The organism is Dorea acetigenes (assembly GCF_025567385.1).
GTDB classification, from domain to species: domain Bacteria; phylum Bacillota; class Clostridia; order Lachnospirales; family Lachnospiraceae; genus Claveliimonas; species Claveliimonas acetigenes.
On record NZ_JAOQJU010000001.1, the window covers coordinates 18,303 to 39,699 of the forward strand.

Annotated in this window: 20 protein-coding genes and 1 tRNA gene; 19 read left to right on the forward strand and 2 right to left on the reverse strand. The window is 46.4% G+C overall.

Annotation, left to right across the window (positions count from 1 at the left end; genetic code table 11):
- Positions 1–4 precede the first annotated feature (4 nt).
- The 5 genes from OCV99_RS00120 (at position 5) to OCV99_RS00140 (ending at position 6,801) form a co-directional block, all read left to right on the forward strand.
- Positions 5–2,719 carry a SpaA isopeptide-forming pilin-related protein gene (locus OCV99_RS00120; protein ID WP_158367131.1) on the forward strand — a complete coding sequence of 905 codons (2,715 nt, stop codon included), beginning with the start codon at positions 5–7 and terminating at the stop codon, positions 2,717–2,719.
- Between the two features lie 4 nt (positions 2,720–2,723).
- Positions 2,724–4,337: a SpaH/EbpB family LPXTG-anchored major pilin gene (locus OCV99_RS00125; RefSeq protein WP_158367134.1), complete on the forward strand. Its 1,614-nt coding sequence runs from the start codon at positions 2,724–2,726 to the stop codon at positions 4,335–4,337.
- 65 nt (positions 4,338–4,402) lie between these two features.
- A complete protein-coding gene (locus OCV99_RS00130; protein WP_158367137.1) occupies positions 4,403–5,230 on the forward strand; it encodes a class C sortase in 828 nt (275 codons plus the stop codon).
- Between the two features lie 10 nt (positions 5,231–5,240).
- The gene (locus OCV99_RS00135; RefSeq protein ID WP_262574403.1) at positions 5,241–6,212 is read left to right on the forward strand and encodes a Cna B-type domain-containing protein; all 972 of its coding nucleotides are present in this window, start codon (positions 5,241–5,243) and stop codon (positions 6,210–6,212) included.
- Positions 6,199–6,801, forward strand: a complete 603-nt coding sequence (locus OCV99_RS00140; RefSeq protein ID WP_158367143.1) for a sortase — start codon at positions 6,199–6,201, stop codon at positions 6,799–6,801. The genes OCV99_RS00135 and OCV99_RS00140 overlap by 14 nt, the downstream gene beginning before the upstream one ends.
- Before the next feature lie 93 nt (positions 6,802–6,894).
- On the opposite strand, the gene OCV99_RS00145 is transcribed toward OCV99_RS00140, so the two are convergent.
- Positions 6,895–6,969: transfer RNA gene (locus tag OCV99_RS00145), tRNA-Pro, on the reverse strand.
- 142 nt (positions 6,970–7,111) lie between these two features.
- Here OCV99_RS00145 and dapB point away from each other — a divergent pair.
- The 7 genes from dapB (at position 7,112) to xth (ending at position 11,757) form a co-directional block, all read left to right on the forward strand.
- Positions 7,112–7,909 (forward strand): 4-hydroxy-tetrahydrodipicolinate reductase, encoded by a 798-nt coding sequence (gene dapB, locus OCV99_RS00150; protein WP_158367146.1) that lies wholly within the window; start codon positions 7,112–7,114, stop codon positions 7,907–7,909.
- 125 nt (positions 7,910–8,034) lie between these two features.
- On the forward strand, positions 8,035–8,964 hold the full coding sequence (arcC, locus tag OCV99_RS00155) for a carbamate kinase (protein ID WP_158367149.1): 930 nt from the start codon (positions 8,035–8,037) through the stop codon (positions 8,962–8,964).
- Positions 8,965–9,050: 86 nt separating this feature from the next.
- Positions 9,051–9,236 (forward strand): ferredoxin, encoded by a 186-nt coding sequence (locus tag OCV99_RS00160; protein WP_158367152.1) that lies wholly within the window; start codon positions 9,051–9,053, stop codon positions 9,234–9,236.
- Between the two features lie 47 nt (positions 9,237–9,283).
- Positions 9,284–9,535, forward strand: a complete 252-nt coding sequence (locus tag OCV99_RS00165) for a PRC-barrel domain-containing protein (protein WP_158367155.1) — start codon at positions 9,284–9,286, stop codon at positions 9,533–9,535.
- A gap of 130 nt (positions 9,536–9,665) precedes the next feature.
- Positions 9,666–10,118, forward strand: a complete 453-nt coding sequence (nrdR, locus tag OCV99_RS00170; RefSeq protein WP_158367751.1) for a transcriptional regulator NrdR — start codon at positions 9,666–9,668, stop codon at positions 10,116–10,118.
- Positions 10,119–10,242: 124 nt separating this feature from the next.
- A complete protein-coding gene (gene truA / locus OCV99_RS00175; RefSeq protein WP_158367158.1) occupies positions 10,243–10,977 on the forward strand; it encodes a tRNA pseudouridine(38-40) synthase TruA in 735 nt (244 codons plus the stop codon).
- Positions 10,978–11,004: 27 nt separating this feature from the next.
- The gene (gene xth, locus OCV99_RS00180; protein ID WP_158367161.1) at positions 11,005–11,757 is read left to right on the forward strand and encodes an exodeoxyribonuclease III; all 753 of its coding nucleotides are present in this window, start codon (positions 11,005–11,007) and stop codon (positions 11,755–11,757) included.
- Between the two features lie 30 nt (positions 11,758–11,787).
- Here xth and ymfI read toward each other — a convergent pair whose 3' ends face one another.
- Positions 11,788–12,522, reverse strand: coding sequence for an elongation factor P 5-aminopentanone reductase (ymfI, locus tag OCV99_RS00185; RefSeq protein WP_158367164.1), 735 nt, complete (start codon positions 12,520–12,522; stop codon positions 11,788–11,790).
- Between the two features lie 116 nt (positions 12,523–12,638).
- Here ymfI and OCV99_RS00190 point away from each other — a divergent pair, with 116 nt between their 5' ends.
- From OCV99_RS00190 to OCV99_RS00220, 7 genes are all read left to right on the forward strand, one after another.
- Positions 12,639–16,487, forward strand: coding sequence for an efflux RND transporter permease subunit (locus OCV99_RS00190; RefSeq protein WP_158367167.1), 3,849 nt, complete (start codon positions 12,639–12,641; stop codon positions 16,485–16,487).
- 16 nt (positions 16,488–16,503) lie between these two features.
- A complete protein-coding gene (locus OCV99_RS00195; protein ID WP_158367170.1) occupies positions 16,504–17,040 on the forward strand; it encodes an HD domain-containing protein in 537 nt (178 codons plus the stop codon).
- Between the two features lie 12 nt (positions 17,041–17,052).
- Positions 17,053–17,979: a DUF1848 domain-containing protein gene (locus OCV99_RS00200; protein WP_158367173.1), complete on the forward strand. Its 927-nt coding sequence runs from the start codon at positions 17,053–17,055 to the stop codon at positions 17,977–17,979.
- Between the two features lie 26 nt (positions 17,980–18,005).
- Positions 18,006–18,950 (forward strand): AEC family transporter, encoded by a 945-nt coding sequence (locus tag OCV99_RS00205; RefSeq protein WP_158367176.1) that lies wholly within the window; start codon positions 18,006–18,008, stop codon positions 18,948–18,950.
- A gap of 95 nt (positions 18,951–19,045) precedes the next feature.
- The gene (locus OCV99_RS00210; RefSeq protein WP_158367179.1) at positions 19,046–19,756 is read left to right on the forward strand and encodes a TVP38/TMEM64 family protein; all 711 of its coding nucleotides are present in this window, start codon (positions 19,046–19,048) and stop codon (positions 19,754–19,756) included.
- On the forward strand, positions 19,746–20,420 hold the full coding sequence (locus tag OCV99_RS00215; protein WP_158367182.1) for a TVP38/TMEM64 family protein: 675 nt from the start codon (positions 19,746–19,748) through the stop codon (positions 20,418–20,420). The genes OCV99_RS00210 and OCV99_RS00215 overlap by 11 nt, the downstream gene beginning before the upstream one ends.
- 2 nt (positions 20,421–20,422) lie before the next feature.
- Positions 20,423–21,391: a (Fe-S)-binding protein gene (locus tag OCV99_RS00220; RefSeq protein ID WP_227192732.1), complete on the forward strand. Its 969-nt coding sequence runs from the start codon at positions 20,423–20,425 to the stop codon at positions 21,389–21,391.
- Positions 21,392–21,397 lie beyond the last annotated feature (6 nt).

Here is a 21,397-nt window from a genome sequence, read left to right on the forward strand (position 1 = left end):
ACAAATGAAAAGAAAATGGCGGATGATTGTGGCTTTTTTGTCGGCTTTCGTGGTATTTTGTACGACATATGCTTTGATTTTGCCGGCCATTACATTGGAAAATCAGGAACTTCATACACATTCAGAGGCTTGCTATGACGAGAATGGCGCGCTGATCTGTGGTTTGTCAGAGACAGATACGAAACGGCTGATGGGGTACGCGTCAGAGACCGGGAACGGAAGAGTTATTATTACGGTTTCAAAAGGAGGTCTGGTTGTACAACCGGATCCTGTTTCGGGGGAGTATGAAATTTTTGCCGGTAAGACATATAATGTGGATGTTGCCTATAACGGTTTAAAGATTGACCCTGGCAAATATTACGTTACTTTTACTTCTGTTGCAAATATTAGCTTGGATCAGAGGGGAACGCTGCTGCTGGAAGCAAATACCGGGGAAATGGCAGATGTGGGAAGCTGGTATTTTCAGGAGAACGAGGATGGGACGGTATGGCTGATATTTGATATTAATGACAGGATACAGTCCTTCTCCCATATCGATTTGGTTGCTGATGTGGTGTGCCAATTTGATTATATAGATAAACCGTTGGAATTTGACGGAATCATCAAAGTTAATTTGAAATATAACGAGAATACTTCAAAAACTGTGGTGAATAAGTGGGCAAGAAGTACACAGGATCAGCCGGGTAAGATTAAGTGGGGTACGGAAATCTACGGGAATTCACAGTCTGAAATTACTGGAAACCTGCTGACGGATACCATTTCGGGCGGAAATCATTATTATACAGAAGATGATATGGAGAGGGGGATTGCATTTGAGGCAACCTGGTATGATGGGAATTTTGATGATCCGAACAATAGAGGGGAAAGTCACACCTGGACGGTAACGAAGGATACGCCGGGATTGACATGGACAGAAGACGGCTGGAATTACATTATGCCGGAAAAAGTCCAATGTACAAAATGTAAGAAAGAGATTACTCTCGGCAATGATAATTGGCTGTATTATTTTGCCTATACAAGCACGATGGGGGAATCAGATAAGGATTATGGGAACAAAGCGTCCATTGACGGCAGTGAAGACACCGGAATCCTGGAGGCTGTTCCCTCAGAGAGCACGGGAGTAATTGTAAAAACTGCCGAATATAAAAATAATGGAACCGACAAATCTGATGATGAAATTGAGTGGACGATCAAGACGACGATTTTCGGTAAACAGAAAGGAGAATATGATTATTATTGGCATCTTTGGGATGCGATGACTGTCGATGTGGCGAAAAGAAGCGATCCCCTGCATAATGGCTTGGATCAGGCAGCCGTAACAGCGGCAATTAACGGAGAATCGTTTCCGGTGCCGGAGATAAGTAAGGCAACTGCTGATGATCGGATTTGCTGGGAATGCAGCTGGACCGAAACATCCGAAGGCGGTGTTGCATCAAAACGGGAAATTGCTTTGTATAGCCGATGTAATTGTACAGAAGATACTTGTTCACGGTGGATGGACGGGAAATGTCAGGATAAAGAGGAGAATGGATTTTGCCACTGCTGGTGTTTTAAGGATGATGTAGAGCTTACTTTTATCTATAGAACAGAGGTTGGGACATTGGTTGAGGACTATACGGATCAAGGTACTCAGGTTTCTAACAATGTCCAATTGAATAATGTGTATTTCCCAAATGGAGTGAAGAAATCGCGAAATATCGATTCGTCCGGAGCAAGAGTTCCTTTGTCCGGTGTTTTCTCCAAAGGATTAACCGATCTTCCGGATGGAGATAATGATTATAAAGCAGAATACACGATTACGGTTAATGAGATGATGGAAGACCTTGCGCCACTTCAGTCGCTTGTTATTGATGATACGATGACCTCAACATTGGCATTCCTGCCGGATACGATGAAAATCTATAAAGAAGATGCCAAAGGCATAAAAGAACAGGTGCCTTCAGAACAATATACATTGAGTTACCGTCCGAATGAGAAAAATGAAGAGACGGGTGAGCTGGAAAACCTTCTTAAGATAACATTGCAGGCAGAGGCGCTGGGACCCTATAAATATACGTTGGTTTATCAGGCCGGAGTCAGTGGGGGAAACGCGCACTATACTTACAGCAATAAAGCTTCAATCAAACTTTCCGGACAGACCTATGATGTTGGTGGTACAGAATACAGAGTCCCGGCTGCGGCAATTAGCGGCCAGAGCTATGGCGCAACGGTGTACAAGTTTGACAGTGATACCGGATTACCGCTTAGAGGAGCTGAATTTGGTTTATATAAAGTGATAGATGGGCAGGAAGACGGCGAGCTATTACATACATATACTACCGACAGCAGCGGTATCGTTCAGGTGGAAACAAATACACAAGAGGGTGTCGGCGTTTTCCTGGAAACGCATGTGTTATATTACCTGAAGGAGGAAAAAGCACCGGATGGATATCAGCTGGACGATACCAAGCATTATTTTTGGTTCTGCGATAATGAAGATTCTGATTCGTGCAGTAAGTCGGCTGAATTTGGAGGTTCGCAGTATAATGGGCAATGTATTTATACATTTGAAACAAATCCTACAATATACGATATCCGGATTTCAAACAAATCAATTTCAAATGCATATGAACTTCCGGAGACCGGAGGCCCGGGTACAACAATATTATATATTGGTGCCTTGCTGATTATGATATCAGCAGCCATTATATTATATAAAAATCAAAAAAGAAAGGAATGAAAAGATGATGAAATATGGGAAGAAATGGATTAGTTGTTTATTAGTTCTGGTTCTGGCTTTTGCCATGGGCAGTACAGCATTTGCAACAACGGTTGAAGTGAGCGGTGATAAGGATAATTTGTTGGCAGATCACACTTTTGAAGCTTATCAGGTTTTTAAAGGGGATGAATCAGATGGTGTGCTGTCTAATGTTGAATGGGGAACCGGTATCAATTCTAATGCTTTTTTAACTGCCTTGAAAGAAAATGGGGACTATGGCTTCCGGTTTTCTGATGATCCGAGTACTGGTCAGGTAAACGAGGAGTGTAAAACGGCCGCGGATGTAGCAGATGTATTGAGTAAAAATTCGACAGATGATGCATTAGTCCGAGCTGTCGCAGAAATTGCTTTTGAAAATAAGAGTGAGATTAAGACGCCCTTGAGTGTTGGCGAGAATACGTTGGAAGCTGGTTATTATCTTATTGTAGATACGACAGATGTGAGTGGAGAGAATAAGGTTCAAAATGCAGCATTGCTTCAGGTTGTGGGAGATGTTGTCCAAATCAATGTCAAGACAGATCGGCCTACGTTAGACAAACAGATTAAACATAATGAAACAGGTAGCTGGGGTGTTGTGGGAGATAATCAGATCGGTGATACAGTAGAGTTCCGTACAATTACTACGGTGCCTGATACGACCTATTATACGGCCTATACTTATACTATTACGGATACTATGTCCGAGGGTCTGACTTCCAATGTAAAAACGGCTGGTGATCTTAAGATTTTAGTAAATGATACGACAAAACTGGATGCAGAATATTACAGCGTCGAAGCCGATGGGAATACTTTCAATCTGACAATCGACATTAAATCTGCGGTTGCAGCTAATGTTATGAGAGCCGGAGACAGTCTTTATACTTACTATTCTGGTGTTTTGAATGAAAATGCTAAGATTTATGATAATGGTAAAGAGGAGAATACCGCATACTTGACCTACAGCAACGAGCCAAATGGCAGCGGCACTGGTAAAACACCGGAGGAGAAGGTCTATGACTGGACTTTTAAAATGGGGATTCATAAAGTGACAAAAAATGCAGACGGTACGGATAAATCTTTGACAGGAGCAAAGTTTGTACTTTCAGAAAATAGTGGATTAGAAGTGAAAAATATGGGTCTTCAAGATGGTGTTCCTCAAAATACGGATGGATTAATCGCTTTGATTGCTAACAGTGATGGTACTTATACAGTTCCACCTGCTGGTTATGTGGGAGAGCTTACTTATGTGATTGAAGCTGGCAGCGCCACAATTAACGGACTGGATGATGCGACAGATTATTATTTATATGAGACGAAAGCACCGGACGGTTATAATTTGCTGTCAGAGCCTGTTAAGTTCACGATTACCGCTGCGTATACCGAAGATGGAAGCGCTCTATCAGACGGGAAGCCGACTGTAGTAGTTGGAACGGAAGCTTCATCTGCAACGCTTTCTGCAAGTATAGTAAATAAAGCCGGTTCGAATTTGCCTGAAACTGGAGGTACGGGAACAACTCTGTTTTACATAGTCGGTGGCATTCTGGTGATTGGCGCTGCAGTTTTGCTGATTACCAGGAAACGCATGAACTCTGAGAAGTAGATTCTATGGTTTATGGAATGTTTTTCGCTGCGGCTTGAAGACCGCAGCGGCAAGGAGAACCCTGCATGAAGAAAAGAAGACTTTCTACTATTATTTTAATACTGCTTTTTCTCGCAGGGCTGTCTTTGCTGCTGTATCCTACCGTCAGCAATTATTGGAATTCCCTGCATCAGACCGAAGCGATTGCTGAGTATACCGGACAAGTGGAGGATCTGGATAGTGACAGGTGTGAGCAGCTTTGGGCTGAGGCTGAAAGCTATAACCAATCTCTGCGGCAGAAAGAAGACCGCTATCATCTGTCTGAGAAAGAACAGGAAGAATACGAAAGACTGTTGAATGTTTCAGATAATGGGATCATTGGTTATATAGAGATTCCTGTGATAGACTGTTTGCTCCCTGTCTATCATGGAACTGATGAAGCGGTGCTGCAGATTGCTTTGGGGCATATTGCGGGGACGTCCCTCCCGACAGGCGGCAGGGGAACTCACTGTGTTATCTCCGGGCATCGGGGTCTGCCGTCTGCCAGGTTGCTTACCGATTTGGACAAACTGGTGGAGGGAGATGAGTTTATCTTACATGTGCTGGATAAGATATTGACTTATGAGGTGGATCAGATTCTGATTGTGGAGCCTCAGGAACTGGATGCCTTGGAAATTGAGGAGGATAAAGATTATTGTACGCTGGTGACCTGTACACCCTATGGAGTTAACACACATCGGCTGTTGGTGCGGGGACACCGGGTGGCGAACCGGGAAGAGTCCAGTGCCGTTCGGGTAACGGCCGATGCCATGCAGATTGAATCGGTAGTTGTGGCTTCTCTGGCAGCAGTACCTATATTATTGATCTTATTAATTATTCTGCTGCTGTCGGGGCGGCGCAGGAAGAAATCATGAGGTGATGCAAATGAAAACAAGAAAATCTGTTGTAATCCTGCTGCTCAGTATTTTGGCGGCGCTGCGATTCTTTCCGACGCAGGCTATGGCAGCGGACAGAATGGATCCGGGACAGGAGGTGAGCCTGACCTTGTCTTATCTGGATGAAGGAATTCCCCTGGCAGGGGCGGAATTTGACCTGCATTTGATAGCGACAGTGGATGACTATGGTGAACTTACAATTTCGGAAACATTCCGGCAGTTCAATGTGGATATCCGTGGTGAAAATGATGATGCATGGAAGGCGTTAGCTTCCACTCTGGAAGGATTCGTTCTTCGGGACAAAATTACGCCTGTGGACAGCGGAAGCACCAATGAACAGGGAACGCTGGTATTTCCCCGGCAGGGTGGCCGGTTGGCGTGGGGACTCTATCTGGTGCAGGGACATCGCCATATTCAGGGAGGCTATGTCTATGATGCTGCGCCTTTCGTGGTAATGCTTCCATCCTGGGACAGGGAGGTAAATGAATGGGTTTATGATGTAACAGTAAATCCTAAGTATAGTTCCCAGCCGGAGTCTGATGATAGGATTACCCGCAAGGTGCTGAAAGTATGGAAGGACGAGGGAAATGAGAAGAGTCGGCCGGAAGAGGTCATTGTACAGCTGCTGCAAGATGGTGCGGTCTATGATACCGTGGCGTTGAACGCTGCAAATAACTGGCGGTATACCTGGGAGAACCTGGATGGCAATTCCAGGTGGACTATGGTGGAAAAAGAGATGGACGATTATACCGTTACTGTGACAAGAGAGGGTGTTACTTTTGTTGTAACAAATACGTATACCGGGGATACACCTGCGGCGCCGCCCGGCAAACCTGCCGAACCGAAGCTGCCTCAGACCGGGCAGCTTTGGTGGCCGGTTCCGTTTCTGCTGGCAGTTGGCATCTTGCTGGTGCTGATTGGTCTGATTTGCCGCAGAGGTATCGAAAATGAAGAAAGGTAAATCTTTGATTTTTCTAGGACTGCTGCTGATTGTGGCTGCCCTTTCCCTTGTTGTTTACAATCTGTATGATGAGAGGCGGGCAGCAGATGCTGTAGACCAGGCAATGCAGGAGCTCCCTGCTAAAATGCAGGATATTATCTCTGGCGAAGATGCTACAGAGGTTCCGGATTATCTACTCAATCCTAACATGGATATGCCGGTGAAAACTGTTCATGGAGTGGACATTGTGGGGATTCTGAACATTCCGGGCCTGGAACTGGAACTGCCGGTTATCAGCCGGTGGAGTTATTCCAATCTGAAATCTGCGCCTTGTCGGTATGCCGGGAGCGTCTATCTGAACAATCTGATCCTCTGCGGACATAATTACCGCTCCCATTTCGGCAGCCTGAAAAACTTGCAGGAGGGTGATATTGTTATCTTTACAGACATGGATGGCAATGAGTTTGTTTATGAAATTACACTTCTGGAAACGCTGTCTTCTTCCGACGTGGAAGGTATGGAGAACGGTGATTGGGATCTGACCTTATTTACCTGTACCATTGGAGGGTCTTACCGGATAACGGTGCGCTGTGAATTGATACCGGAATAGAAAGTGGTACGGAACTTCTGAAATTGAAAAAATTGCATTGCAAAATTAAGAAAAGGCATGGATTCCGCTTTCAGGAGTCCATGCCTTTTCGAATCGGGGTAACAGGATTCGAACCTGCGACCTCACGGCCCCCAGCCGTGCGCTCTAACCAAACTGAGCCATACCCCGATGTATTTATTCTATCGAATTGTATCGAAGAATGCAAGCCCTATTTTTCTTTTTTTAAATATGATAGACTGTAGATAGTAATCTGTTTATAGAAAATCCATATCTGCAGGGAATGGCAGGAGATGAGGAAAGGAGTACGGATATGAAGGTAATTGTTGTAGGACCGAGAGGGAAGATGGGGAAATTAATTACGCAGATTGCAGCGTCGAGGGAAGATATGCAGCTGGTTGCAGGAGTGGCGCCGGAGGGAAGAGATTATATTGGTATGGATCTGGGACAGGCAGCGCTGGTAGGCTATGATTTGGGCGTACCGGTGGTGGACAATCTGGAGTCTGTGATTGATGGCTGTGATGTGATTATTGATTTTTCTACGAAGGAAATGGCGATGGTGGTATTGGAACTTGCCAGAAAATACAAGAAGGCGCTGGTATGTGGGACAACCGGTTTCTCAGAAGAAGAAATGGAACGGTTCCGGGCAGCAGCGTCAGAGATTCCTATGCTGTATGCTGCCAATACTTCTAAACTGGTGAATGTAATGAATAAACTGTTGGAGATTGTGGCAGAGAAAATAGGAGAAGAAGCAGATATAGAGATTCTCGAAATGCATGATCAATGGAAAAAGGATGCTCCAAGCGGTACGTCTAAGGAGATGGGGGAGATTATGGCACATGCTATGGGGAAGGAGATTTCGGATCTTGCTGTATATGGCCGCCATGGCGAATGCCCCAGGGAGAAAGGGACGATTGGCTACCATTCTCTGCGCGCGGGAAATATACCAAGCAGCCATAGTGTATATTTTGGATTTATGGGTGAGCGGCTGGAAATCACGCATCATTCCTATAACTGGGAATGTTTTGCGAGGGGAGCCTGTGACTGCGCGGCCTATCTTGCAGATAAAGCCCCGGGATTTTATACAATTCAGGATGTATTGAATCTGTAGCATTGCATTTTAGGCAGAAAAATACTATAATCTCTTTATATCAGCTGCCCATTTGCCGGGCAACTTATATGATGTTGGGGTCAAAAGAAGAGCATTCAGAATAAGACAGAATAGGAGATAGATATATGAAAAAAAGAGTTGTAGTTGCATTGGGACATCGTGCGCTTGGCACGACACTGCCGGAACAGAAGGAAGCGGTAAAGCACACTGCAAAATCGATTGCGGATTTGATTGAAGCAGGGTATCAGGTTGTGATTACCCACAGCAATGCGCCGCAGGTGGGGATGATTCACACCGCTATGAATGAATTTGGGAAAGCGCATCAGGATTATACACCGGCGCCGATGTCCGTATGTTCTGCCATGAGCCAGGGATATATTGGCTATGACCTGCAGAACGGTATCCGGGAAGAACTGCTGGACAGGGGGATTTTCCGCACGGTCAGCACGATTCTTACGCAGGTTACGGTGGATCCTTATGATGAAGCTTTCTATACGCCGACAAAGGTTCTGGGACGTTATATGACGGTGGAGGAAGCGAATCAGGAACGAAAAAAGGGCAATTATGTGGTGGAAGAGCCGGGAAAAGGATTCCGGAGAGTGGTTTCTGCACCGAACCCGGTTGAAATTGTAGAAATTGAAGCGATTCGTACATTGGTTGATGCAGACCAGATTGTAATTGCCTGCGGCGGCGGCGGTATTCCGGTGCTGAAGCAGGATCACCGCCTGAAGGGAGCCAGCGCGGTGATCGAGAAGGATCTTGTGGCGGGCAGGCTTGCAGAGGAAATTAATGCAGATGAATTGATTATTCTTACCAGCGTGGAAAAGGTTCGGATCAATCTGGGGACTCCTGAGGAAGAGGAACTGGGAGAAATTACTGTTTCTCAGGCAAAACAGTACATGGAAGAAGGACATTTTGGTGTATACAATATGCTGCCTAAATTCCAGGCATCGGTTGAATTTATTGAAAAGAGAGAAGGGCGTCAGGCGCTGATTACTTCTTTTGACAAGTTGAAGGAAGGAATTAAGGGAAAAACAGGGACAATTATTAAATAGCGAACGGTTTATTTTCTGCTGTACCGGGAATACTTATGGATGGATAACGCCAGAAAGCGTTCTCTGAGAAAAGGAGGAAATAAGCTATGAAAGCAAGAGTGAATGATGGATGCATTTCCTGCGGGGCATGTGTAGCAGCGTGTCCGGAGGTGTTCCGTTTTAATGACGACGGAGTTGCCGAAGCATATACGGATGTGGCTTCTGAAGATGAAGAGGCAGCGGTTGAGGCAAGAGATAACTGTCCGGTAGCTGTAATTGATATAGAGGAATAAGTACAGAAGGCTTCCTTTCCGCATATACTATCTTAGAGGTGATAGATATGAGGCTTTGCGAATTTGAAAAAAAGGAAGTAATTAATGCATGTGATTGTAAGAAGCTGGGCTGTGTGTCGGATTTGATTTTTGACGAATGTAAAGGCTGTATAGAGGCAATTATTGTTCCCAAAAGTGGGAAATGGGGCTGCCTGTTTGGGGACGGCGGTGAATATATCATACCTTTTTCCTGTATTAAAAAGATTGGGCCGGACATTATTATCGTGGAGATACACGAAGAGAAAAACCGTCAGAAGTGAGACATAAAATGTTTTGACAATGCACTTTTCCGGTTTTATACTATAGATGAATACTTTGCAAATAACCGGAAGGCGTACCATGGACGGAGTGCGGTCGGTTCCTGCCCGGAGGGAGAAAGGACAAAAGAAGATGAAATGCCCATATTGCAATCACCCGGATACAAGAGTTATTGATTCCAGACCCGCTGATGACGGGAATTCTATCCGCAGAAGACGTTCCTGCGATGTATGTGGGAAACGGTTTACCACCTATGAGAAGGTGGAGACAATCCCTTTGATTATTATAAAGAAGGATAATAACAGAGAGCAGTACAGCAGGAACAAGATTGAAGCAGGGGTTCTGCGGGCATGTTATAAGCGGCCGGTATCTGCGGATGATATACAGAAGACGATTGACTGTGTGGAAACGAAAATATTCAGCCTGGAGGAAAAGGAAATTCCCAGCAGTACAATCGGAGAGCTGGTTATGGAAGAACTAAAGAGTCTGGATGAAGTGGCTTATGTCAGGTTTGCATCGGTGTACCGGGAATTTAAGGATGTGAATACGTTTATGGCTGAGATTAAGAAAATTCTGGACAAGTAATAATTGCAGATAGAAATGGAACGTGATAAGATTAAGGAGAAGCAAGTGCTGCTTCTTCTTTTTTAATCAATACGTACCCCTTGTTCATGAAGGGGAACATTTTTAAATAAATCGGGTGATGAATATGAAAAATTATAAATTGACGATATCCTATGACGGCAGCCGCTACAGTGGATGGCAGCGCCAGGCAACTACGGATAATACGATTCAATATATTATAGAGCGAAGCCTGGGAAGGCTGGTGGGCTGCCGGGTACAGGTAGAAGGATCGGGACGCACGGACAGCGGTGTGCATGCGCGCGGGCAGGTGGCGAGCGTAAAGCTTGGCAAGCTGTATGACCCGCAGGAACTAAAGAATGCTTTGAACCGGTATCTTCCGGAAGATATTCGGATTCAGAAGGTAGAGCTTGCGGGGAATAATTTTCATGCCAGGAAGAGCGCGCGAGGGAAAAAGTATGAATATTATATTGACTGCAGGGAGAAACCGGATGTGTTTTCCAGAAGATACTGTTATCATTATCCGGAAAAGCTGGATGTGGAAGCGATGCGTGCGGCTGTACCTTATCTGATTGGGACGAAGAACTTTAGCAGTTTTACAGACAACAGGGAATGTAAAGACCCTGTGCGCCGCATTTACAATATAAAAATCGTACAGTCCGGTGAGAAGGTGCGGATTACTTATTATGGATCCGGGTTTTTGTACCATATGGTGCGGATACTTACGGGAACGCTGATTGAGATTGGCGCAGGCAGGAGGGAGGCTTCGAAGCTTCCGGTGGTAATCGCCGCAGAAGATAGGGAACTGGCGGGATTTCTGGCGCCTGCGAGAGGTTTGTTTTTAAGAAAAGTATATTATTAGGTGTGAAATATATTTTGGAGGGTATTTATGAAGTTTATTTCTTGGAATGTGAATGGAATCCGCGCCTGTGTGCAGAAGGGGTTTATGGATTTTTTTCAGGAGGCGGATGCAGATATTTTCTGTATTCAGGAGACGAAGATGCAGGAGGGGCAGTTGACGCTTGATACGCCGGGGTATCATCAGTATTGGAATTATGCGGTGAAGAAAGGGTATTCGGGGACTGCTGTCTTTACGAAGGAAGAGCCGGTTTCTGTGAAGTATGGAATCGGGATAGAAGAACATGATCAGGAAGGACGTGTGATTACGCTGGAATTTCCGGAATATTACTTTGTCACAGTGTATACGCCCAATTCTCAGAGTGAGCTTGCAAGGCTTCCTTACCGTATGCAGTGGGAGGAGGATTTTCTGGCGTATCTGAAGAAGCTGGAAGAGAAGAAGCCGGTAGTGTTCTGCGGGGACCTGAATGTTGCCCATAAGGAGATTGACCTTAAGAATCCGAAGACCAACAGGAAGAATGCCGGATTTACTGACGAAGAACGCCAGAAGTTCACGGAGCTTCTGGAGGCGGGATTTATCGATACGTTCCGGTATTTTTATCCGGAGAAAGAGGGGATTTACTCTTGGTGGTCCTACCGTTTCAGCGCCCGTGCTAAGAATGCCGGATGGCGTATTGACTATTTCTGTGTGTCAGAATGTCTGAAGGACAGGCTTAAGGATGCTGAGATTCTGACGGATGTCATGGGATCGGATCATTGCCCGGTAGTATTAGAGATAGAATAGAAGAGAGAATGGGACGGAGGGTATATCGAATCAGATATACCCTCCGTCTATTCCTATGATTTGTCCGGTCAGATAGGAAGGAGCATGGGCGATGCCCCAAACAAGAGCGGCAGCTTCTTCCGTTTCTCCGAAACGTCCGGCAGGAATCTCATATTCCAGTGCTGCACGTTCGTCGTCAGAAAGCTGACTGTTCATATCTGTATCAATTACTCCGCAGGCAATGGCGTTCACCTGAATATTACTTGGCGCCAGTTCTTTGGCCAGTGCCTTTGTGAAGCCGTGTACCCCGGACTTTGCCGCTGAGTAGGCAACTTCGCAGGAAGCGCCTGCAGTACCCCACATAGAAGAAATGTTGATAATCCGTCCGGCTTTTCTGGACACCATAGGAGGAACTGCGGCTCTGCAGCAGTAAAAGACGGAGGAGAGATTGGTGTGAATTATTTGTTCCCACTCTCTGTCGGACATATCTGTCAACAATCCGATATGGGAAATCCCGGCATTGTTTACCAGTACATCCAGGCAGCCGCAGGATGCGTGGATCTTGCGGAAGATATGCGCTACGTCTGCGGGGCTGCTAACGTCGCCGGGAAGCAGTTCGCAGGAACCAGGGGTGGAAGCTTCGATTTCTTCCTTTACATTTTGCAGCGCATCCATACGGTATCGGCAGTTCAGGAAGACATGCCATCCTTCGGAAGCGAATTTCAAAGCAATGCTTTTTCCGATTCCTCTGGAGGAACCGGTGACAAGAACATATTTTTGAGGCATAAGAAACTCCTTTCATTTTACGAAAATTGTTACTGTTTATTATACATGGGAATTGTTGATATTTGAATCCCCAAGTGGTATTATTTATGTAATAATGCAAAGAACGGAGGAAGCGGATGTTTTCTAAATTCAGCGTAAAGAGGCCTTATACGGTTATTGTGGGAGTGGTTTTGATTTTTATTCTCGGTGTGGTGACGTTTACCAATATGACGGTTGACCTGCTGCCGGATATGAACCTCCCTTATGCTATGGTTATGACGGTTTATCCGGGAGCCAGCCCGGAAGAGGTGGAGACAACCGTTACCAGACCGGTTGAACAGGCGATGGCTACCGTAAGTAATATCAATAATATTCAGTCTTCATCCAGTGAGAATACGTCCACTGTGATTCTGGAATTTGACCAGACTGCCAACATGGATTCTGTTACCATTGAGATGCGCGAAAATCTGGATCAAATCAGCGGTTACTGGCCGGAAGAAATAGCAAGTCCCATTATTATGAAATTGAATCCCAGTATGATGCCGGTGCTGATTGCAGCAATCAGCGCAGGAGGGGAGGATGCTGCTCGCACCAGCAAGGTAATTGAAGAGCAGGTAATCCCGGAACTGGAAAGTATTGAGGGCGTGGCGTCTGTTACTTCTGTGGGAAGTATCGAAGAGTCTGTTGAGATTACTGTAAACGAGAAAGAGATTGAGAATCTGAATGATGAAGTGTCTGCAAAGCTGAATCAACAGTTCCGGGAAGCGCAGAATGCATTGGAAGAGGCAAAAGCACAGGCAGAGCAAGGCAGGGCAGCTCTGGAGGCAGGACAGGCACAGGCAGCGGCCCAGATGGGTGATGCGGAGGCGCAGATTTCCGTAAAAGCAGAAGAACTGAAACAGGCACAATTTGAGATTACGGAGAAGAAAGCAGAGCTTCAGATGGGCGAAGCGCAGATTAGCCAGGGACTTTTGGCGGTACAGGCGGCGAAGGCGGGATTGCAGGCGCAGCTTGGACAGCTTGAAGCTCTGCTGCAAAGTGAGAAAGAGCTGCAGGCAGCATATGACGCGCTTCTTATGAAAGCCCCGGAGGATATGACAGAAGAAGAAACGGCGCAGCTGGCAGAAATTGAAGCACAGCTTGCGGAGATTCAGGGACAGCTTGCGGGAATGGGCGGCTACGATGCGGCGCAGGCACAGCTTGCAAAAGCCCTGGAGGAGGCAGAACAGCAGGAAGCAGAGTATCAGGAGCAGAAAGAACAGCTTACCGCAGGAATGGAACAGCTGGAATTGGTGCAGGCGCAGCTGAATGAGGGAGCGCTTACACTTGCGCAGGCAAGAGGCCAGCTTAGTTCCGGCCAGATTCAGGCAGCAGCAGGCATCAGTCAGGGAACTGCGCAGATGGCGGCAGGCGAGACGGCTCTTGCCCAGCAGGAAACCCAGTTAGAGACCGCGAAGGAAGAGGCCTATGAGAAGGCGGACATGGCTGGGGTACTGAGTGCGGATATGGTAAAGACATTCCTGACAACCCAGAATTTCCGTATGCCTGCAGGGTATGTGAATGAAGATGGAATGGATTATCTGATCCGTGTGGGAGATAAATTTGACAGTATTGCGGATATTGAGAATCTGGTTCTGCTGGAACTGGAAGGAATGGGACCGGTGAAATTATCGGACATTGCTACAGTAAAGCTGGTGGATAATGCAGACGAGACTTATGCGAAGATTAACGGAGAATCCGGAGTTATGCTCAGTATCCAGAAACAGACAGGTTATTCTACCGGAGATGTAAGCGATCGGATACTGGAGAAGTTGGACAGCCTGGAGAAAGAGGAAGGAATCGGAGTAAAGGCAGTTACTTTGATGGATCAGGGAATCTATATCGATCTGATTGTCAATTCCGTGCTGCAGAATCTGGTATACGGGGCAATCCTGGCGATTATCATTCTGTTTGTTTTCCTGAAGAGTGTAAGACCGACTTTTGTGATTGCATGTTCAATCCCGATCAGTATTCTGACGGCGCTGGTGGCAATGTATTTTTCGGGGGTTACGCTGAACATCATCTCTCTTTCCGGTCTGGCGCTGGGCGTAGGTATGCTGGTGGATAATTCAATTGTGGTGATTGAGAATATTTACCGTATGCGAAATGAAGAGGGGGCTTCGGCGAAGGAAGCGGCGGTGGAAGGCGCAAGGCAGGTGTCAGGGGCGATTGCGGCTTCTACGCTTACGACGGTTTGTGTATTTGTTCCGATTGTATTTACAAAAGGGATTACCAGGCAGCTGTTTGTAGATATGGGGCTTACAATTGCGTATTCTTTATTGGCAAGCCTTCTGGTAGCGCTGACGGTGGTTCCTATGATGTCCGCAGGCATCCTGAAGAAGGCGCGGCAGCAGGGGGAGTCGGCGTTTTATGGCAGGATTAAGGAAGGTTATGGGAAAATACTAGGGAAGGTGCTTACGTTCCGGCTTCCGGTGCTGCTTGGAGCACTTGTGTTATTCGTTGCCAGCGGGGCGCTGTCTCTGTCCAGAGGAACGGAATTTATACCGCAGATGGAGAGCACGGAGCTGTCAATGACTCTTCAGATGCCTCAGGACAGTACGCTTGAGGAGACGGCGGCAGTGGCAGATGAAGTGATGGAGCGGGTAGGCAAGATACCGGATATACAGGATATTGGAAGCATGGTTGGAAGCACAGGACTTTTGGGAGGCAGTTCTGTAAATGAAGCAGAGTTCTATGCCATTACGAAGGAGAAGGCGGAACTTAACAATGCGCAGCTAAAGGATCGGATTGAAGAAGTGACGGAAGGGCTGGACGGGGAGCTTACGGTAAATACTTCGTCCATGGATTTGAGCGCCCTCGGAAGTTCAGGAATTGTCGTGCAGATTAAAGGAAAGGACCTGGACAGGCTTCGTGAGATAGCCGGAGATATCAAAGAAATTGTTGAGGGAGTAGAGGGAACGCAGAATGTACTGGACGGAACGGAGGACAGTACACAGGAGTTCCGTGTGACCGTGGATAAGGAAAAGGCAATTGCCCATGGGCTGACAGTGGCGCAGGTATACCAGGAACTAGCCGGGAAGCTTTCTGAAGCGTCTGCGGCCACGGCGCTTTCATCCGATACGGAAGAATATGATGTTTATGTAAAGGATGACGTGAATGAGAGCATGACCAGGGAAGATGTCCGTAACATGACGCTTGAGGTTACGAAGCAGGATGGAACGACGGAAACGGTGAAGCTTTCGGATGTGGCGGAGTTTGAAGATGCAAAGGGACTGCAGGCGATTAGCAGGAAGGAGCAGAGCCGTTATATGGCAGTAACGGCAGAGATTGCAGAGGGAGACAATATTGGTCTTGTCAGCGGCAGAGTGAAGGAGGCGCTGGAGGACTATCAGCCTCCGGAAGGATACAGTATTGAGATGGCCGGGGAGGATGAGACGATTAATGAGGCAATGACGGAGCTTCTCAAGATGTTAGGGCTTGCGATTGTATTTATGTATTTGATTATGGTTGCACAGTTCCAGTCTCTGCTTTCGCCGTTTATTGTCATGTTTACCGTACCGCTTGCGTTTACCGGCGGTTTTTTGGGACTCTGGCTGACCGGAAAGCCGGTTAGTGTGATTGCTATGATAGGGTTCGTGATGTTGTCCGGAATTATTGTAAATAACGGAATCGTGTTTGTGGATTATACGAATCAACTGATAGAAAGCGGGCTCCCGCAGAAGGAGGCGCTGATCGAAGCAGGCAGGACAAGGCTCCGTCCGATTATTATGACGGCGCTCACAACGATTCTTGGACTGTCCACCATGGCGGCTGGCGTGGGGATGGGTTCAGATATGGTTCAGCCAATGGCGATTGTGACGATAGGAGGGCTTTTGTATGGCACGGTTCTCACATTGTTTGTAGTGCCGTGTGTGTTTAGCCTGTTTCACCGAGAGAAGCACTCCCGGTCGGAAAATCCGCCGGCAAATAATGGATTTTCTGCATAAGAAAGGGAGGAAACCGATGATTAACAAAGCGATTGAATTTGCAACGAAGGCTCATGAAGGTCAGTACCGGAAAGGAACGAAGCGTCCCTATATTGTTCACCCGATTGAGGTGGGGGATATTGTGGCTGCCATGACGAAGGACGAAGAGGTTATCAGTGCCGCCGTCCTCCATGATACGATTGAGGATTGCGCGGGGGTTACACAGGAAATTCTTGCCAAGGAATTTACTCCCAGGGTTGCGGATATGGTGGCCCAGGAGAGTGAGGATAAAAGCAAAACCTGGATGGAGCGCAAAGAGGCGACGATCCGTCGCATAAAAGAGGCACCCAGGGAGGTACAGATGATTGGCCTTGCGGATAAGCTTTCGAATATGCGGGATATTGATAGGGATTATCCGGTGCTGGGCGATGAATTATGGAACCGGTTCCGTATGAAGGATAAAAACATGATTGGATGGTATTATAAGGGAATCCGTGATGCTTTAAAGGAAGAATTTGAAGGAATTCCGGCTTTTGAAGAGTATTGCAGGCTAATTAATAAGAATTTTGGTTAGAGGAGAAAATAAATGATAATCAGCGCAAGCAGGAGAACCGATATTCCGGCTCTGTATCCACAGTGGTTCGTGAACAGGCTGCTGGCGGGAGAGGTGTTGGTTCCCAATCCATATAACAGGAAAAAGGTGGCGCGCATCCGGCTTTCACCGGATGTGGTGGATTGCTTTGTGTTTTGGACGAAGAATCCGGAACCTATGCTTCCCTATTTAAAAATGATTGATATGCTGGATTATCAGTATTATTTTGAGATGACCATTACGGATTATGGCAAAGATGTGGAACCGAACCTGCCGTCAACGGAAGATTCTATCGCAAGTTTTATCCTGCTCAGTGAGCGGCTGGGGAAGGAACGGATTGATTTTCGGTTTGACCCGATTATTTTAAATGAGAAATATTCGCTTTCTTATCATCTGGAGAAATTCGATATGATGTGTTCCTGGCTCCACAAGTACACTACCAGGTGCATTATCAGTTTTGTGGATGCTTATAAAGGTTGCCCTTTTCAGGAACCGGAGGAAGAAGATATGCGTATGGCGGCAAAGGGGCTGGCACAGATCGCGGCAAAATACGGACTGCCCCTTTATACCTGTGCGGAAAGAGTGAATCTGGAAGAATGCGGAATCCGGCATGGAGCGTGTATTGATAAGAATAAAATCCGGCAGCTTGTGGGATACAAGCTGGATGTGAAGAAAGACCGCGGGCAAAGGAAGGAATGCGGCTGCTGTGAAAGTATTGATATCGGTATGTATGATACCTGTATCCACGGATGCAGGTACTGTTATGCTACGGCCGGTTGCGAGAGCGCCAGGAAGAAGCAGAAGCTTCACGATCCGGAATCTCCCATCCTGATTGGGCGGTTAAAGGGAGACGAGGTTATTACGGATAAAAAAATACAGTCGGCAAGAGATAATCAGTTGTCTTTATTTGACTTTATGTAGCAAAAGAAAGGGTGAAGGAATCAGTTATGGAGAATCTTGCATTTAGCTTAAATGCTGCAGTACCAGTATTTTTGATGATGGTGCTGGGGCTTTTTTTTCGGAAAATAGGATGGATTGATGAGGATTTTGCGGCAAAGATGAATAAGTTTGTATTCATGGTTCCGCTCCCGACGCTGGTATTCAAAGATCTGGCAACGGTGGATTTCAGGGAAGTGTGGGACGTGAAATTCGTGCTATACTGTTTTGGCATCACCTTACTCAGTATTGCATTGGCAGCGCTGCTATCCTGTCTGTGGAAAGACCGTTCTATCCGGGGAGAATTTATTCAGGCGTCCTATCGGAGCAGTGCGGCGCTTCTGGGAATTGCATTTATCCAGAATATCTATGGGACTGCAGGGATGGCGCCCCTTATGATTATTGGGAGCGTTCCCCTTTATAATATCATGGCAGTGCTGGTGTTGTCATTATTCCGGCCGGATCAAGGCGGGCTGGACAGAAAGGTTATCAAGAGGACTTTGAAAGGGATTGTGACGAATCCGATTATCCTGGGTATTGGGGCAGGTCTTTTGTGGTCGGCGCTGCGGATTCCTATGCCGGTTATTGTGGAAAAGACGGTAAGCAGTGTAGCGGCAATGGCTACTCCTATGGGATTGATGGCCATGGGAGCTTCCTTTGACATCAAGAAAGCATTTGCCACCGGGAAGCCAGCTTTGGCGGCTGCGTTTATCAAGCTGGTGGGATTTTGTATCCTGTTTCTCCCGATCGCAGTTGGGATGGGATTCCGGCAGGAGAAGCTGGTTGCTATTTTAGTAATGCTTGGATCGGCGACCACAGTTAGCAGCTTTGTGATGGCGAAGAATATGGGGCATAAGGGAACCCTCACCTCCAGTGTGGTAATGCTGACTACGCTGTGCAGTGCATTTACGCTGACAGGGTGGCTTTGGATTTTGAAAAGCCTTAGTCTTATATAGAGCTTATCTATATTAAAATAGAGATAATCGATTAGACGGAGCTTACACAGAATGTTAGAATGAAAAAGGAATTAGATGAAAAATGGGAGGTCATAATGGAACAAAAGAAAAAAAAGAATCTAATTGGGAAAATTATTGTTGTTGTATGCATTCTTGCGGCGGTTGCGGCATACTTCTTTATCCCCTCTGTAAACAGTCTGATGAAAAGAATTACGAAGATGTTTGCCAGCGGTGATTTTACAGTGGTGAAGGATTTTGTCGCTTCCTATGGCGGTTATGCGGCGGCGGTATCCTTTGCATTGATGATTCTGCAGTCTATCGCGGCGCCGCTTCCGGCATTCTTGATTACCTTTGCGAATGCGAATCTGTTCGGCTGGTGGCAGGGAGCCATCCTGTCCTGGTCCAGCGCTATGGCAGGGGCGGTGGTCTGCTTCTATATCGCAAGAATTCTGGGCAGAGATGTAGTCGAGAAGCTTACCAGTAAGGCCGGGCTGAAGCAGATTGACGAGTTTTTTGAAAAACATGGAAGACTCAGTATCCTGATTGCCAGGCTGCTTCCTTTTATATCCTTCGATATTGTAAGTTATGCGGCTGGCCTTACGTCTATGTCTTTTGGAAGCTTTTTCATTGCAACAGGAATCGGCCAGCTTCCGGCGACTATCGTATACTCCTATGTAGGTGGTATGCTGACTGGAGGGGCAAAACTGTTTGTGACAGGATTGTTGATTTTATTTGCATTGTCAGCTTTAATCGTACTGCTCAGACAGCTTTATATGGAGAAACAGAAGAAGAAAAATGAAGACTAAATATGGAAAGATTATTGCCTTTGCGGTAATTGTGATTCTACTGTTTGCGGCAAACCATATTTTCGGATGGTCAGAGTATCTCGGAGATACGAAAAATCTGAGTTTTCTGCAGGATATGGTAGAAGAGAATATCTGGATGGCAGGATTGATTTATGTGGTGATTACCATAGTAGGGTGCGTGGTACTTGCGCTTCCGGGGATAACCTTTGCCGTATTTGCAGGATTGATTTTCGGACCGGTGCTGGGGACGGTGCTGTGCTCCCTTGCCACGACCATAGGAGCGGCACTTGCTTTTCTTGTGGGAAGGTTTTTCCTGAAAGACAGTGTGAAACCGATGGTGGAGAAAAATAAATATTTGAAGAAGCTTCTGTTTGATGAGACAGGGAAAAATGAGATTATCGTGCTGATGATTACCAGGCTGGTGCCTCTTTTCCCTTACAATCTCCAGAACTTTGCCTATGGGATTACAGACATTCATTTCTGGCCATATACGGTGTATTCCCTGATTTTTATGCTCCCGGGAACCGCTCTTTTTACGGTGGGTACAGCGGGGCTTACTTCAGATGGGAATAAGTGGATCTATCTGGCGGTTGTTGTTGTTTTGGCGGTATTTGTGTTTGGTACAGGATACTGGCTGAAGAAAAAATACATTAAGGGAGAGTAATTGTGGCTGAAGAGAAAAAACAGTGCATCCATTGTGGGGCGTGTACCGGGAATTGTGATTTTCTGCGCAAATATCAGATGGATATTGGCAATGAAGAGAAAGTGAAGGAACTTGCCTACCATTGTTTCTTATGTGGAAAATGTGGGTCTGTGTGTCCGGCAGGGATTGATGGAAGAGAAGTGTTCCTGCAGGCAAGACGCAGCCTTACGGCAGAAAACGGCGGTAAAGTGGCGGCGGACGGATATGATATGCTGGTGAAAGAGAAACAGAATTACATTTTTCGGAATTATAAAAATGTTACAGCAGGAACCGTGCTTTTTCCGGGATGTAATTTTCCCTCTTTTTATCCGAAGACGACGAAGATGCTGGCAGCACTTTTAAAAAAGAAAGGAATTGGTACCGTCTATGACTGTTGTGGGAAGCCGATTGCAGAGTTGGGACTTGCCGTGCAGGAAGAGCGGATTATCCGGCAGATCGATGAGCGGCTTAAGAAAGCCGGAGTGGAAGAGGTGATTATGCTCTGCCCCAACTGCTATTATTTTCTGAAAGGCAAACTGAGTGTGCGGGTAACCGGAATTTATGAAGCACTTGAACGGCTTGGGATTGGCAGGAGAATAGAGGAAGATAGGATGTATCTTTTTACGCCGTGTCCGGACAAAGAAAGCAGGCTTTGGCAGCAGCAGATGAGAAGCTTCCTGCCGGAGAATGTGCGGGTGATTGATGAAATCCAGTGCTGTGGCCTGGGAGGCTGTGCGCGGGGGAAAGAACCGGAGATTTCTGCGGGATTTACCGAAAAGTTAAGAGAGAAAAATTATAAGAATATTTATACTTATTGTGGTTCTTGCGCGGGGAAATTCGCAAGAGACGGTATGAAGAATGTTCATCATATGCTGGTGGATATTCTTGAGACAGGCGAACTGCCGGACACAGCTAAGTCTATGATAAACCGGACGATGAGCAAGTTTTGGTAAGAATGT